General features: G+C 39.0%; 12 protein-coding genes and 3 pseudogenes. 9 read left to right on the top strand and 6 right to left on the bottom strand.

The features are described from left to right. Positions 1-36: 36 nt before the first annotated feature. Both AAFX60_009895 and cspD read right to left on the bottom strand, forming a co-directional pair. Positions 37-579 carry a DUF4136 domain-containing protein gene (locus AAFX60_009895; GenBank protein ID XDF77030.1) on the bottom strand — a complete coding sequence of 181 codons (543 nt, stop codon included), beginning with the start codon at positions 577-579 and terminating at the stop codon, positions 37-39. 109 nt (positions 580-688) lie between these two features. Further along, positions 689-910, bottom strand: coding sequence for a cold shock domain-containing protein CspD (gene cspD / locus AAFX60_009890; protein ID XDF77029.1), 222 nt, complete (start codon positions 908-910; stop codon positions 689-691). A 398-nt stretch (positions 911-1308) separates the two neighbouring features. Here cspD and clpS point away from each other — a divergent pair. Together clpS and clpA are read left to right on the top strand one after the other, a co-directional pair. After that, a pseudogene (clpS, locus tag AAFX60_009885) lies at positions 1309-1627 on the top strand (ATP-dependent Clp protease adapter ClpS). Positions 1628-1669: 42 nt separating this feature from the next. Beyond that, positions 1670-3920 (top strand): annotated as a pseudogene (gene clpA / locus AAFX60_009880) (ATP-dependent Clp protease ATP-binding subunit ClpA). Positions 3921-4041: 121 nt separating this feature from the next. Here the strand turns inward: clpA and infA are convergent. The 3 genes from infA to aat form a co-directional block, all read right to left on the bottom strand. Further along, positions 4042-4260 carry a translation initiation factor IF-1 gene (gene infA / locus AAFX60_009875; protein XDF77028.1) on the bottom strand — a complete coding sequence of 73 codons (219 nt, stop codon included), beginning with the start codon at positions 4258-4260 and terminating at the stop codon, positions 4042-4044. Positions 4261-4349: 89 nt separating this feature from the next. Beyond that, positions 4350-5042 carry an arginyltransferase gene (locus AAFX60_009870; GenBank protein XDF77027.1) on the bottom strand — a complete coding sequence of 231 codons (693 nt, stop codon included), beginning with the start codon at positions 5040-5042 and terminating at the stop codon, positions 4350-4352. Continuing rightward, positions 5039-5758, bottom strand: coding sequence for a leucyl/phenylalanyl-tRNA--protein transferase (gene aat, locus AAFX60_009865; protein XDF77026.1), 720 nt, complete (start codon positions 5756-5758; stop codon positions 5039-5041). Before aat ends, AAFX60_009870 begins: the two co-directional genes overlap by 4 nt. Positions 5759-5944: 186 nt before the next feature. On the opposite strand from aat, the gene aroA reads away from it, so the two are divergent. From aroA to pyrF, 7 genes and pseudogenes are all read left to right on the top strand, one after another. Further along, positions 5945-7225 carry a 3-phosphoshikimate 1-carboxyvinyltransferase gene (gene aroA / locus AAFX60_009860; GenBank protein XDF77025.1) on the top strand — a complete coding sequence of 427 codons (1281 nt, stop codon included), beginning with the start codon at positions 5945-5947 and terminating at the stop codon, positions 7223-7225. A 158-nt stretch (positions 7226-7383) separates the two neighbouring features. Then, a pseudogene (gene cmk / locus AAFX60_009855) lies at positions 7384-8057 on the top strand ((d)CMP kinase). Between the two features lie 95 nt (positions 8058-8152). Further along, the gene (rpsA, locus tag AAFX60_009850) at positions 8153-9826 is read left to right on the top strand and encodes a 30S ribosomal protein S1 (protein XDF77024.1); all 1674 of its coding nucleotides are present in this window, start codon (positions 8153-8155) and stop codon (positions 9824-9826) included. A 60-nt stretch (positions 9827-9886) separates the two neighbouring features. Further along, a complete protein-coding gene (ihfB, locus tag AAFX60_009845; protein XDF77023.1) occupies positions 9887-10168 on the top strand; it encodes an integration host factor subunit beta in 282 nt (93 codons plus the stop codon). 134 nt (positions 10169-10302) lie between these two features. After that, positions 10303-10587, top strand: coding sequence for a lipopolysaccharide assembly protein LapA domain-containing protein (locus tag AAFX60_009840; protein XDF77022.1), 285 nt, complete (start codon positions 10303-10305; stop codon positions 10585-10587). Between the two features lie 7 nt (positions 10588-10594). Continuing rightward, on the top strand, positions 10595-11764 hold the full coding sequence (lapB, locus tag AAFX60_009835) for a lipopolysaccharide assembly protein LapB (GenBank protein ID XDF77021.1): 1170 nt from the start codon (positions 10595-10597) through the stop codon (positions 11762-11764). Between the two features lie 111 nt (positions 11765-11875). Next, positions 11876-12580: an orotidine-5'-phosphate decarboxylase gene (gene pyrF / locus AAFX60_009830; protein XDF77020.1), complete on the top strand. Its 705-nt coding sequence runs from the start codon at positions 11876-11878 to the stop codon at positions 12578-12580. A gap of 124 nt (positions 12581-12704) precedes the next feature. Here pyrF and metG read toward each other — a convergent pair whose 3' ends face one another. Further along, positions 12705-14765 carry a methionine--tRNA ligase gene (gene metG, locus AAFX60_009825; protein XDF77019.1) on the bottom strand — a complete coding sequence of 687 codons (2061 nt, stop codon included), beginning with the start codon at positions 14763-14765 and terminating at the stop codon, positions 12705-12707. Between the last annotated feature and the right edge of the window lie 74 nt (positions 14766-14839).

Below are 14839 nucleotides of genomic sequence, written 5' to 3'. Positions count from 1 at the left end.
ATGCAGTAAAGCGGCAATGATTGCTGCTTTTTACACTTAGTTTTTTTCTTCTAAGCTGTGAAACATGAGCTGAAGTAATTCGTCCATTGCATCTGTTTGCTCACTATCTGTATAGCCTTGGGCTAATATTGTCCATTGCGGCGTCAGTTGGGTTGGTAAATAGATTGCAATAAAAACACTGGCTTTATCACTGTCATTTTCATCGATGCCATGTGGTTCTATACCCGCAGATAATCCTGTTTTATTTAGAATTTGATCATCACTGATCTTAGTATCTACACCTAAACCATAACCAATATAAAAATCGGCTTTTTGTAGATCATCCGTGTAAGTAAACCCTTTTTTCTTTAATTCATTTTTTAAAGCAAGAATGAATTTTTCTTCAGTATCATTTTTATTTAACTTTTTATTAAGGTAGTTGGCGTTAATATCAGGATGCCAACTAAAGAAAGTTCTTCCCGTTATTACCGTATTGATATCGCCTGTTGTCACAAGGTTTACTGTGCTTTTCTCTTGATGTGTTTCAGTAACACAACCGTTTAGCGTCAAAAGTAGAACGAAAGTAAATAGATATTTCAAAATAGAGACCTAACAGAAGTGAATTAAGATTGGAGTGGTTTTGAAACGATTGGTTCAAAAAAGGTGAGCATGTCGACTCACCTTTTTTATAAACTTGAAAATAAAGCAGCTATTTTGCGTTTTCACCTTCGAGTAATTTAATTTCACTTGCGTGAAAACCTTTTGGGCCTTCGTGGATTTCGTAAGTGACGGCTTGTCCTGCTTTTAGAGTTCGATACCCTTCCATTTCAATGGTGGAGTAATGAGCAAAAATATCACCATCCTCTCCTTCAGGACAAATGAAGCCAAACCCTTTGGCGTTATTGAACCACTTTACTGTACCTGTTGCCATGCTATACATCCCTCTGCATTTTAATTACCTAGCACAATGGTTATGAATTAATCATTTATCTGTTCAATTGATAACCACTACAAGTACACTCTATTAAATATAAAATGTGAGTCAAGTACAAAGTTGTCACTTTTTTAACATTTATACCCAATATCACATTTAAGATTAACATATTTATCAATAATATCAGATTGATAAATATAGTGGAGAACTTGAACAAAAGGCCCTATTCTTTATTTATTGTTTCGATGAATTTCTATCCAATTAGCAAAAAAATAAGTGATAAAGACTTTAAAATAGTATCTTTTGTTTGATGTAATCTCTCGTCTAGATTAGTCTGAATAGTAAGGGGATACCTTGAAGTATCAGATTATTTTTTTACTAATTTAGTTGTCGACATGAGTAAACTATATGAATGGATTTCTCCTGATTCAGATGTTTTGGAACGAGAGAAAACAGAGTTAAGACCACCATCTATGTATAAAGTGGTTTTAAATAACGATGATTACACTCCAATGGAGTTTGTTGTCGAAGTTTTAGATAAATTTTTTCCATGGACTTGGAAAAGCAACACAATTAATGCTAACAGTGCATTATGAAGGGAAAGCAGTATGTGGGACGTTCACTGCTGAAGTTGCAGAAACTAAAGTTGCGCAGGTGAATACTTACTCGCGTGATAATGAGCACCCACTACTGTGTACAATGGAGCAAGCGTAAGTTTGTTCGTTACACCATAATTTGGTGTTTTGGGAGGTTCCTATGCTAAATAAAGAATTAGAAGCGAGTTTGAACACTGCGTTTGCTCGTGCGCGAGAAAAGCGTCATGAATTCATGACAGTGGAGCACTTGCTATTCGCTCTGCTGGAGAACCCATCAGCTCACGAAGCGCTTATTGCTTGTCATACTGATTTAGATGCCTTGGCAACTGAAATCGACGAATTTATTACACAGACAACCCCATTAATTCCTCTGGACGATGAAAGTCGTGAAACTCAGCCTACGCTTAGCTTTCAGCGTGTATTACAACGGGCAGTTTTTCATGTTCAATCATCAGGTCGAAGTGAAGTTACTGGTGCCAACGTATTGGTCGCTATTTTTAGCGAGCAAGAATCACATGCAGCATATCTCCTTAAAAAGAATGATATTAGCCGTCTAGATATTGTTAATTTCATCTCTCATGGTGCACCAGAAAATCGAGATGAGAATAGTGAACCAAATAATGTTGAAGCAGCTGTTGAGGCTAATGCTGAAGATAAGTTAGAGAGTTTTGCTACTAACTTAAACCAAGTTGCTAAAAATGGTGGTATCGATCCGCTTATTGGACGTGATCAAGAGCTTGAGCGAACCATTCAAGTACTATGTCGTCGTCGCAAAAATAACCCTCTATTAGTGGGTGAAGCTGGTGTTGGTAAAACGGCGATTGCAGAAGGCCTTGCTTGGCGTATTGTTGAAGAGCAAGTACCAGATGTAATTAAAGATTGTGTTATTTATTCACTGGATATTGGTTCATTACTTGCTGGCACTAAATACCGTGGTGATTTTGAAAAACGTTTTAAAGCGATTTTAAAACAGCTTGAAAAAGAAGAACATGCGGTTTTATTTATTGATGAAATTCACACGATTATAGGAGCGGGTGCTGCTTCTGGTGGTCAAGTTGATGCAGCTAACTTAATCAAACCGTTATTAAGTAGTGGTAAATTACGCTGTATTGGTTCTACTACTTATCAAGAGCACAGTACTATTTTTGAAAAAGAGCGTGCATTAGCTCGTCGTTTCCAAAAGATTGATATTTTAGAACCATCTTTAGACGATACGACAAAAATTCTGATCGGTTTGAAAAGTAAGTATGAAGAACATCATGAAGTGCGTTATACCAATAAAGCGCTTCGTGCTGCGGTAGAGCTATCAGCTAAATATATTAATGAACGTCATCTTCCAGATAAAGCGATTGATGTAATTGATGAAGCCGGTGCTCGTTGCCGTCTAACACCTGCGAGTCGCCGTAAAAAGACCATCAATGTTGCTGATATTGAATCTATGGTCGCTAAAATGGCTCGAATTCCAGAAAAATCTGTATCCTCAAGTGATAAAGATGTTCTGAAAAAACTCGATGACAAATTGAAAATGCTGGTATTTGGGCAAGATCAGGGATCGATGCACTATGTGAAGCAATTAAATTAAGTCGTGCTGGTCTTGGTGCAGAGAATAAACCAGTTGGTTCATTCTTATTTGCTGGGCCGACAGGGTTGGTAAAACAGAAGTTACTGTTCAATTAGCAAAAGCATTAGGTATTGAATTACTGCGCTTTGATATGTCTGAATATGGTGAGCAGCATACCGTTAGTCGCTTAATTGGTGCGCCTCCGGGTTATGTTGGTTACGAGCAAGGTGGTTTATTAACTGATGCGGTAATTAAACATCCACATTCTGTTGTTCTTCTTGATGAACTTGAAAAAGCACATCCAGATATCTTTAACCTGCTGTTACAAGTAATGGATAATGGTACGTTGACAGATAACAATGGACGTAAAGCGGATTTCCGTAACGTAATTTTTGTTATGACGACCAATGCAGGTGTTCAAGAGACGGTTAAAAAATCGATTGGTTTAATCCAACAAGATCACTCTACTGATGCAATGGCGGCAATTAAGAAAGTATTTACTCCAGAATTTAGAAACCGTTTGGATAATATCATTTGGTTTGAACATCTAAGTAAAGATGTGATTTCACTTGTTGTTGAGAAATTCATTGCAGAGCTACAAGCACAGTTAGATGCTCGTGGTGTATCAATGGAAGTATCCAAAGAAGCTAAAGCATGGCTTGCTGAAAAAGGCTATGACAAAGCGATGGGTGCACGCCCAATGGCTCGAGTTATTCAAGAAAACCTTAAAAAACCAATGGCAAATGAATTACTATTTGGTGATTTGGTTGATGGTGGCACAGTACGAGTGAAGCTTAAAAAAGATGAGCTTGTATTTGAATTCACAAGTGAAACTGAAGCGGTTCATTAATAAACCAATTCTATTGCTATAGCTAGCTTGTTTTAAAAGCTAATAAAAAACCCAGTCATTGACTGGGTTTTTGTTATTGTTTTTTTATTAGTTTAAAGCGTTAAACTAATAGAATGACAAATTAACGCGCACGGAAGACGATACGGCCTTTAGATAAATCATAAGGAGTCATTTCAACTGTTACTTTGTCACCAGTAAGAATACGGATGTAGTTTTTACGCATTTTACCTGAGATATGAGCAGTAACAACGTGACCGTTTTCTAATTCTACGCGAAACATTGTGTTTGGTAGTGTATCTAGAACTGTGCCTTGCAGTTCAATTGCGTCTTCTTTTGCCATTGAATCCTCTTTATATAGATAGCTTTGGCTGATTTTTAAGCGGCTAATAATGCCCTTAAAAATGATGTATGTAAAGTTTGGGCTGCATTTTAACCCTGCCAGACCATATTTACTAGCTTTTGGTTCGGTTTATATTGATCTTTATACTTCATTGCTGGGCAATCGTCTATTTGATAACCAGGATAAAGCCACTCTTTAGATAACTCTTTGCATAATTTTAGCTGAATGAGAACGGAGATCGTTCCTAGAGATAAAGGATGTTCTGGTTCAAAAAATGTATACATAGCACTGATAGAGTCAGATAGAACATCACTAACAGCAATGGCTACTAGAGTTTCGTTTTCATAAATATGTAAAAATTGATTCGTTAACCAATGACTGTGTGAAAATTCAAAAAATTGTTTTTGATTTGCAGGATACATGCTTCCAGTCTTATGGCGAGTATTGATGTAACGCTCATACAAATCGAACCAATTTCCATCCATTTCTGATTTTAGTTCCCACCTAAAAGAGGAAAGTTTATTTAATAATCTTTTTTGACTTTTACTTGGTTTAAATTGATTTGCGTTAATTCTTAGTGGTTTACAAGCATCACAATGCTCACACATCGGTTTATAAATCGTCTCACCACTACGACGAAAGCCGAGGCAAATTAATGCTTGATAGCCTAGTGCTGTGTGTAATTCTTGTTCCATTACAACAGCGAGTCTTTCTTTTTGTTTAGGTAGGTAGCTACAAGGCCCTTCGGGTGTTAAACCAACTTGAAGTGAATACTGACTCATGAAAGTGAATTATCCCCTAATATTTGAGGTAAGTAACAGTTTGCTATTGTTGATTTAGTGCTGAGTTCTTCAAGTAATGTTTTGAAATCACAGCGTTTCATTTCTTTGGCCCCAAGACTCTCTAAATGAGGATTCATCATTTGGCAGTCAATAAGCTTTCCATTGAATGATACAAAATGTTCGCAAAATTTCCATAATGCAATTTTGGATGCGTTTGTTTGCAATGAAAACATAGACTCACCACAAAAAATTTGACCGATTTGTAATCCATATAAACCACCAATTAATTCATCCTCATTCCATACCTCAACAGAGTGACAATAGCCAAGATCAGCCAGTTTCTTATAGGCATTGATCATTTCTGGCATGATCCATGTTTCTTCTTTTGGTCTGGTAGATGCACAGAGGTCAATAACTTGGTAAGTGGCTTTATTAAGGGTTACGTTGTAGTTCGATTTTCTGAAGAACTTTTTTAAGCTTTTAGATGGTGAAAATTGCTCAGGAAAAAAGACGCCTCGAACGCTTGGACTCCACCAAAGTATAGGATCTCCATTACTGTACCAAGGGAAAATACCGTGTTGATATGCACTAATTAGTTGTTTGGAAGATAAGTCCCCTCCCATAATGAGTAATCCATCTGGGTTATTTAATGCGTTCTCTATATCAGGAAAAACTGTCGAATGAGATGGAATAAGCTCAGGTAAGTAGATAGTCATAGATAAAAGAAATCACTATTCATTATTTTTAGGTCAATAGAGACGATATTGCCTCTGGCACATCGCGTTGGTTTTCGTTACTCTGAAAGTATGAAGAATAACAAAAAATAACAATTAAAGCTGAAGCAGTCATGAAATATTGATCATGACATTATTATTTATTTGTACAGGAATTTTTACGCAAACATGGAAAGCTTAACTCTTCAACCTATCTCAAAAATTAATGGGCAAATCAATTTGCCGGGTTCAAAAAGTGTATCTAACCGAGCGCTACTTTTAGCTGCATTAGCTTCAGGAACTACAAAATTAACGAATCTACTAGATAGCGATGATATTCGTCATATGTTGAATGCACTTAAAGCATTGGGCGTTGAATATAAATTATCAGCAGATAAAACAGAATGTGAAGTAACAGGATTAGGACGAGCGTTTGAACCTAATGAAGCATTAGAGCTTTTTTTAGGTAATGCTGGAACGGCGATGCGCCCATTGGCTGCGGCACTATGTTTAGGCCAAGGTGAGTTTGTTCTAACAGGCGAACCTCGCATGAAAGAGCGCCCAATCGGTCACCTTGTAACTGCTCTTAAAGCTGCTGGAGCAGATGTAGAATATTTAGAAAATGAAAATTATCCACCGCTGAAAATTAAAGGTACTGGCCTACATGGTGGAACAGTGGAAATTGATGGCTCGATTTCTAGCCAATTTCTTACTGCATTTTTAATGGCAGCGCCATTATCTACACAAGAAACAACGATTAAGATTGTTGGTGATTTAGTATCAAAACCATACATTGATATCACATTAGATATCATGGCAACATTTGGTGTAAAAATTGAGAATCAGAACTATCAAACGTTTGTCGTTCCTGCGAATCAAACTTATGTAGCTCCTGGGGATTTTCTTGTAGAAGGTGATGCTTCATCGGCATCATATTTTCTTGCTGCCGCTGCAATTAAGGGTGGAGAAGTAAAAGTAACGGGTATTGGTAAAAAGAGTATTCAAGGCGATGTTCAATTTGCAGATGCATTAGCTGCAATGGGGACTGAAATTGAATGGGGCGATGATTATGTTATCGCTCGTAAAGGTGAACTTAATGCCATTGATATGGATTTCAACCATATTCCTGATGCTGCAATGACAATTGCAACCACTGCATTATTTGCAAAAGGAACGACCTCGATTCGTAACGTATACAATTGGCGTGTAAAAGAAACTGATCGTTTGGCTGCGATGGCAACCGAGTTAAGAAAAGTGGGTGCAGTAGTGGAGGAAGGGGAAGATTATATTACAATTACACCGCCTGCTTCATTACAGCATGCATCGATTGACACTTATGATGACCACCGCATGGCGATGTGTTTTTCTTTAGTTGCATTGAGTGATACTCCTGTAACGATTAATGATCCAGGTTGTACATCGAAAACATTCCCTGATTATTTTGATAAATTAAAAGAATTAAGCTGCTAATTTATTGTATTTTAAATTATTACCTTACTATTCAATGAAAGCTCTGTATCAAAATTCAGAGCTTTTTTAGTTTTTCATAATCAAGAGTATATAAATAATCTTACTTGGGTATAATGCTGCCCGTAGAAACCAATCACAATAATTAATTGGAGAACTCCATGACTACTCATTCACCAGTCGTTACTGTTGATGGTCCAAGTGGAGCAGGTAAAGGCACGCTGTGCATGTTACTTGCAGAAAAGCTAGGTTATAATTTATTAGACTCTGGCGCTATTTACCGAGTGCTAGCATTGGCTGCTATTCACCATGGTGTTGATCTTAATTCAGAAGATGCACTTGTTCCTTTAGCTGCTAATTTGGATGTGCAATTCAAAGCTGAAGGTGAATTGGTTAAAGTAATCCTTGAAGGTGAAGACGTATCTGCAGAGCTTCGTAAAGAAGAAACTGGCATGGCTGCATCGAAAGTAGCGGCGTTACCTCAAGTTCGTGAAGCGTTATTACGTCGCCAGCGTGCATTTTCTGCTCAACCTGGCTTGATTGCTGATGGTCGAGATATGGGAACGGTTGTGTTCCCTAACGCTGAAGTTAAGATATTTTTAGATGCAAGTGCTGAAGAACGTGCGAATCGCCGAATGAAGCAGTTGCAACAGAAGGGTTAGATGTTAAATTTGACCGTCTTTTAAGCGAAATTCAAGAACGTGATGATCGAGATCGCAATCGCGCTGTCGCACCATTACGTCCTGCGGAAGACGCTTTAGTTTTAGATTCAACGTCAATGAATATTGATGAAGTTGTCGCGCAAGCCATTACTTTTATTGAATCTAAGCTATAATATTAAACTTAGTTAGTTGCAAGGATGATAACTAACCTTACTATCAACCCCATGCGGTAGGATACCCATGGACGTTTAAATTTGAAGATCAAATAATGACTGAATCTTTTGCTCAACTCTTTGAAGAGTTTCTAAATGAAACTGAATTCCAACAAGGCAGCATCGTTAAAGGTACTGTAGTAGCTATCGAGAACGGTTTCGTTCTTGTTGACGCTGGCCTTAAGTCTGAAGCAGCTATCCCAGCTGAACAATTCAAGAACGCTGCTGGCGAACTTGAAGTTGAAGTTGGTTCTGAAGTAGACGTTGCTCTTGACGCTGTTGAAGACGGTTTCGGTGAAACTCAACTTTCTCGTGAGAAAGCGAAGCGTCACGAAGCGTGGATCCAACTTGAAAAAGCATACGAAGATGCTGAAACAGTTATGGGTGTTATCAACGGTAAAGTTAAAGGCGGCTTCACAGTTGAACTTAACGGTATCCGTGCATTCCTACCTGGTTCTCTTGTTGATGTACGTCCAGTACGTGACACTCTTCACCTTGAAGGCAAAGAGCTAGAGTTCAAAGTAATCAAGCTTGACCAAAAACGTAACAACGTTGTTGTTTCACGTCGTGCTGTTATCGAATCTGAAAACAGTGTTGAACGTGATGAGCTACTTGCTTCTCTACAAGAAGGCATGGAAGTTAAAGGTATCGTTAAGAACCTTACTGACTACGGTGCATTCGTTGACCTAGGTGGCGTAGACGGTCTACTACACATCACAGATATGGCTTGGAAACGTGTTAAACACCCATCTGAGATCGTAAATGTTGGTGACGAGATCAACGTTAAAGTTCTTAAGTTCGATCGTGAGCGCACTCGTGTTTCTCTAGGTCTTAAGCAACTAGGCGAAGATCCATGGGTAGCTATCGCTAAGCGTTACCCAGAAGGTCACAAGCTTTCTGGTCGTGTTACTAACCTAACTGACTACGGCTGCTTCGTTGAAATCGAAGAAGGCGTTGAAGGTCTAGTACACGTTTCTGAAATGGATTGGACTAACAAGAACATCCACCCTTCTAAAGTTGTTAATGTAGGCGACGAAGTTGAGGTTATGGTTCTTGAGATTGACGAAGAACGTCGTCGTATCTCTCTAGGTCTAAAACAATGTAAAGCTAACCCATGGCAGACATTCGCTGAAGCGCAAGCTAAAGGCGACAAAGTTACTGGTAAGATCAAATCTATCACTGACTTTGGTATCTTCATCGGTCTTGACGGCGGCATCGACGGTCTAGTTCACCTATCTGACATTTCTTGGAATGCTACAGGTGAAGACGCGGTACGTGAGTACAAGAAAGGCGACGAAATCTCTGCTGTTGTTCTAGCAGTAGATGCAGAGCGTGAGCGTATTTCTCTAGGTGTTAAACAAATGGAAGAAGACCCATTTAACAACTACCTAGCAGACAACAAGAAAGGTACTCTAGTAAACGGTACTGTTTCAGCTGTTGACGCTAAAGGCGCTACAATCACTCTTGCAGACAGCGTAGAAGGTTACATCCGTACTTCTGAGCTATCTCGTGACCGTGTTGAAGATGCATCTCTAATCCTAAGCGTTGGCGATAGCGTTGAAGCGAAGTTCACTGGTGTAGACCGTAAGAACCGCGTAGTTAACCTATCTATCAAAGCTAAAGATGAAGCTGACGAGCAAGAAGCAATGGCTTCACTGAACACTAAGTCTGAAGACGGTGGTTTCGGTAACGCAATGGCTGACGCTTTCAAAGCAGCTAAAGGCGAATAAGTAAATTAGAAGGGAGCAACATTGCTCCCTTTTCTTTCGATAACGTAAGAGAGGTCATTTATGACAAAATCTGAACTGATTGAACAACTGTGTAGTAAAAAGCCTCAACTTTCTGCTAAGCAGGTGGAAGATACAGTCAAGGAAATCCTTGAGCAGATGGCAACAACGCTAGAAGGCGGTGATCGTATAGAGATTCGTGGTTTTGGTAGTTTTTCTCTACACTATCGAGAGCCACGTTTAGGTCGTAATCCTAAAACTGGTGATAAGGTAGAGCTGGACGGTAAGTTCGTTCCACACTTTAAACCAGGTAAAGAACTGCGTGAACGTGTGAATTATAGCTAATGCTAATTGGCATACAAAAACGGCATACTTTTGAGTATGCCGTTTTTTTATGTTCATTTTCAATGCATTTAGGTGTATCTTTAGAGCTGTAAAATAAAAACTTTTAGATACTCAATTAACTGGAGGGAATACCAGTGAAAATTATCGTTGCCATTTTATTACTTGTTTTATTTTTGATCTCACTGGCTATTGGTGCACAGAATCAAGCTATTGTTAATTTTAATTACCTGTTAGCTCAAGGTGATTTTCAACTGTCCACATTATTGGGTATTTTCTTTGCAACTGGCTTTGGTTTAGGCTGGTTAATTTGTGGCAGCATGTATCTAAAAGCGAGCATGACTCAACGCCGCCTTCGCAAACGCTTAGATAAAAAAACGGCTGAGCTTGATAAGTTGCGAATTGAGTCAACGAAAGGGTAGTGACTGAATGTTAGAACTGCTATTCCTATTATTACCTATTGCTGCCGGTTATGGCTGGTATATGGGTAATAGGAGTGCGAGACAACAACGCCAAAAAGAAACGAATCACCTGTCACGTCAATACGTGGCGGGTTTGAATCTATTGCTGTCTGATCAATCAGATAAAGCAGTCGATCATTTCATAGAATTACTTCAAGTAGATAGCGATACCATAGACACCCACCTTGCATTAGGTAATCTTTTTAGACGAAGAGGTGAAGTCGATCGCGCCATCAAAATTCATCAAAACCTCATCGCACGTCCGAACCTTACGATAGACCAACGAAATATAGCCTTACAGCAGTTAGCAAAAGATTATATGGTCTCAGGTATTCTTGATCGTGCTGAAAAAATATTTGAGCAGCTGCTTGAAGAGCCTGATCACAGAGAAGCCGCTTTACTGCAATTAGTTGCTATTCATCAACAGACTCGAGAGTGGGAGCAAGCGATTCAATTTGCGAATAGTTTGGTTCGTATGGGGCGTAAAAAACTCAAGCTTGATATTGCTCACTATTATTGTGAACTCGCAATGCAAGAGCTTGCAGATGAGAATTTGAATAAAGCAAAACAGAATCTTAAAAAAGCCTTATCTTCTGATAATCAATGTGTACGAGCCTCTATTATGATGGCGAAACTTCTTATGGAGGAAGAGAATTATAAAAGTGCTCTTGCTCACCTTGAGTCAGTACTGGATCAAGACATTGATTTTGTCAGTGAAGCATTACCATTGCTTGCTGAATGTTATGAAAAACTAGACAGAGAAGGCGCATTACTTCAATTTTTAAAAGAAGCTATTTCAAAAGGAGCAGGTGCTAGTGCGGAATTGATGCTTTCAAATTTGATTGCCAAGCATGAAGGTGTCGCTTTAGCACAAGGGTATATGACTAAACAGCTTCTTAAGAACCCGACAATGAAGGGCTTTTATCGTCTGATGGGCTACCATACCGATGAAGCTGAAGATGGTAGGGCGAAAGCCAGTTTAACTAGTTTGCAAACCCTAGTAGGCGAGCAATTGAAAATGAAACCTAATTACCGCTGCAGTAAGTGTGGTTTCTCTGCTCATCGATTGTTTTGGCAATGTCCATCTTGTAAAGGATGGGGAGTGATTAAGCCTATTAGAGGCTTAGATGGTGAATAATTGAAGAGGCGCTCTGAGTGCCTCTTTTTTTGAATGTAAGAAAAGACCGTGAGTACGACTAATCCTCATGATGAATTGATGAGATTGGTATAAATTTTTAAAGGAGAGAAAATGAAAGACCAAAAGGTGATCGTGGCACTGGATTATGATAATCAAGCAGATGCGTTAACGTTTGTTGATAAAATTGATCCAAGTTCATGTCGTTTAAAAGTAGGCAAAGAGATGTTTACTTTATTTGGCCCTGAGTTTGTTAAAGAACTTCATAAACGTGGTTTTTCTGTTTTTCTAGATTTAAAGTTTCATGATATTCCAAATACCTGTTCAAAAGCGGTAAGAGCGGCAGCAGAAATGGGTGTATGGATGGTTAACGTTCATGCGAGTGGTGGTGAGCGTATGATGAGTGCCTCGCGTGAAATATTAGAACCTTATGGTAGTGACCGTCCATTATTAATTGGTGTGACGGTGTTAACGAGCATGGAGCAGCAAGACTTAGCTGGCATTGGTTTAGACATTGCACCACAAGAACAAGTAAAACGTTTAGCAGCATTAACGAAAAACAGCGGTTTAGATGGTGTCGTATGTTCAGCTCAAGAGGCATCAATGCTAAAAGCTGATTTAGGTAAAGAGTTCCAGCTAGTAACACCAGGAATTCGTCCAGTAGGTGCTGATGTTGGTGACCAAAAGCGTATTATGACGCCAGTAGATGCGATTACAGCAGGTTCTGACTACCTAGTTATAGGTCGTCCGATTACACAAGCGGAGAATCCATCACAGGTCCTTAATGAGATTAATCTTTCTCTCGCTTCAGTTTTATAACGGGTAATATCATTAATACATAAAAAAATAGAGACCATTTGGTCTCTATTTTTGTTTGTAAGTTATACCAATCACAGTAAGTAAGTGATTTACTACGATTGGTATTATCTTCTAAAAAGAAGAATTACATTACACGCATACCAGGTTGAGCGCCTTCGTGTGGTTCTAAAATCCAAAGCTCTTTACCACCAGGGCCTGCAGCTAGGATCATACCTTCAGACATACCAAACTTCATTTTACGAGGTTTTAGGTTGGCAACCATAACAGTTAGTTTGCCTTCTAGCTCTTCAGGTTTGTATGCTGATTTAATACCAGAGAATACTTGACGAGTTTCGCCACCGATGTCTAGTTGGAATTTAAGCAGTTTGTTTGCCTTTGGTACTTCCTCACAAGAGATAATACGTGCAATACGCATATCAACCGCTTCGAATGCATCGAACTCAATCTCATCTGCGATTGGATCTTTATCTAGCTCAGTTTGACTTGCTTTTTCTTTTTCCGCTTCTGCCTTTTCTTTTGCTGCCATTTCGATTGCTGCGTCTTCTTTAGACGCTTCAATCATAGCTTCAACTTTCTTAGGATCAATACGCGCGAATAATGCTTTAAACTTAGTGATCTCATGAGCAACTAGTGGTTGTGCAACGCCTTCCCACGTTAGTGTTTCATTTAAGAACGCTTCAGTACGAGCTGCAAGTTCTGGCATTACAGGTTTTAAGTAAGCCATTAATACACGGAACAAGTTAATGCCTACAGAAGACACTTCTTGTAGTTCTTGTTCTTTACCTTCTTCTTTTGCAAGAACCCAAGGTGCTTTCTCATCAATGTATTGGTTTGCTTTATCAGCTAGTGCTGTAATTTCACGGATAGCACGACCAAATTCACGAGTTTCATATAGCTCAGCAATACGATCTGCAGCCGCAATAAATTCATTGTAAAGCTCAGGCTCTGCAAAGTTATCTGCAAGTTTGCCATCAAAGCGTTTAGTAATGAAACCAGCGTTACGAGAAGCTAAGTTAACAATCTTGTTAACTACATCAGAGTTTACACGTTGAGTGAAATCTTCAAGGTTTAAATCAAGATCATCAATACGGCTGTTTAGTTTCGCTGCATAGTAGTAACGTAGACACTCAGGATCTAAGTGATTTAAGTAAGTACCAGCTTTAATGAAAGTGCCTTTAGATTTAGACATTTTCGCACCGTTAACCGTTACGTAACCGTGAACGAATACGTTATTTGGCTTACGGAAACCTGCGCCATCAAGCATTGCAGGCCAGAATAGGCTGTGGAAGTAAACAATGTCTTTACCAATGAAATGATAAAGCTCTGTTGTACTGTCTTTCTTCCAGTATTCATCAAAGTTTAAATCGTCACGCTTATTACATAGGTTTTTGAATGAGCCCATATAACCAATCGGAGCATCTAGCCAAACGTAGAAGAATTTATTCGTTTCGCCTGGGATCTCAAAGCCAAAGTATGGTGCATCACGAGAGATATCCCATTGCTGTAGGCCTGATTCAAACCACTCTTGCATCTTGTTTGCTGTTTCTGATTGTAGAGAACCAGAACGAGTCCACTCTTTAAGCATGCTTTCAAACTGAGGCAGGTCAAAGAAGAAATGCTCAGAATCTTTCATTACTGGAGTCGCACCAGAAACTGCTGATTTTGGATTAATTAAATCTGTTGGGCTGTATGTTTCGCCACAGTTGTCGCAGTTATCACCGTATTGGTCTTCTGCTTTACATTTAGGACAAGTACCTTTTACGAAACGATCAGGTAAGAACATCTCTTTTTCTGGATCGAACAGCTGAGAAATTGTGCGACTTGTAATAAAGCCGTTTTTCTTTAGCTCAAGGTAGATGTGAGAAGCTAATTCGCGGTTTTCATCACTGTGCGTGCTGTGATAGTTATCAAAGCTGATATCAAAGCCAGCGAAATCTTTTTGGTGCTCTTCGCTAACGGCTGCGATCATTTCTTCTGGAGAAATACCCATCTGTTGAGCTTTAAGCATGATTGGTGTGCCGTGAGCATCATCTGCACAAATAAAGTTAACGTCGTTGCCGCGTAAACGTTGGTAACGAACCCAGATATCCGCTTGGATATGCTCAAGCATGTGGCCTAAGTGGATGGAACCGTTTGCATACGGTAGGGCACATGTAACCAGAATTTTTCTTGGATCTGTAGCCATATCTTCTCTTTCGCTTAATGTGATGGGTGAAAATTTAAGAGATAAATAGTACCTGAACCAAGTTAGAAAGCATA

It is taken from the genome of Aliivibrio fischeri, from assembly GCA_038993745.2.
Classification (GTDB): domain Bacteria; phylum Pseudomonadota; class Gammaproteobacteria; order Enterobacterales; family Vibrionaceae; genus Aliivibrio; species Aliivibrio fischeri_B.
This window is presented reverse-complemented; position numbering and strand designations above follow the sequence as displayed.

What these genes read in the sequence shown, in the direction of transcription:
- cspD (XDF77029.1), bottom strand. Translation starts at nt 910, where the DNA reads ATGGCAACAGGTACAGTAAAGTGGTTCAATAACGCCAAAGGGTTTGGC.
- infA (XDF77028.1), bottom strand. Translation starts at nt 4,260, where the DNA reads ATGGCAAAAGAAGACGCAATTGAACTGCAAGGCACAGTTCTAGATACA.
- AAFX60_009870 (XDF77027.1), bottom strand. Translation starts at nt 5,042, where the DNA reads ATGAGTCAGTATTCACTTCAAGTTGGTTTAACACCCGAAGGGCCTTGT.
- aat (XDF77026.1), bottom strand. Translation starts at nt 5,758, where the DNA reads ATGACTATCTACTTACCTGAGCTTATTCCATCTCATTCGACAGTTTTT.
- aroA (XDF77025.1), top strand. Translation starts at nt 5,945, where the DNA reads ATGGAAAGCTTAACTCTTCAACCTATCTCAAAAATTAATGGGCAAATC.
- rpsA (XDF77024.1), top strand. Translation starts at nt 8,153, where the DNA reads ATGACTGAATCTTTTGCTCAACTCTTTGAAGAGTTTCTAAATGAAACT.
- ihfB (XDF77023.1), top strand. Translation starts at nt 9,887, where the DNA reads ATGACAAAATCTGAACTGATTGAACAACTGTGTAGTAAAAAGCCTCAA.
- lapB (XDF77021.1), top strand. Translation starts at nt 10,595, where the DNA reads ATGTTAGAACTGCTATTCCTATTATTACCTATTGCTGCCGGTTATGGC.
- pyrF (XDF77020.1), top strand. Translation starts at nt 11,876, where the DNA reads ATGAAAGACCAAAAGGTGATCGTGGCACTGGATTATGATAATCAAGCA.
- metG (XDF77019.1), bottom strand. Translation starts at nt 14,765, where the DNA reads ATGGCTACAGATCCAAGAAAAATTCTGGTTACATGTGCCCTACCGTAT.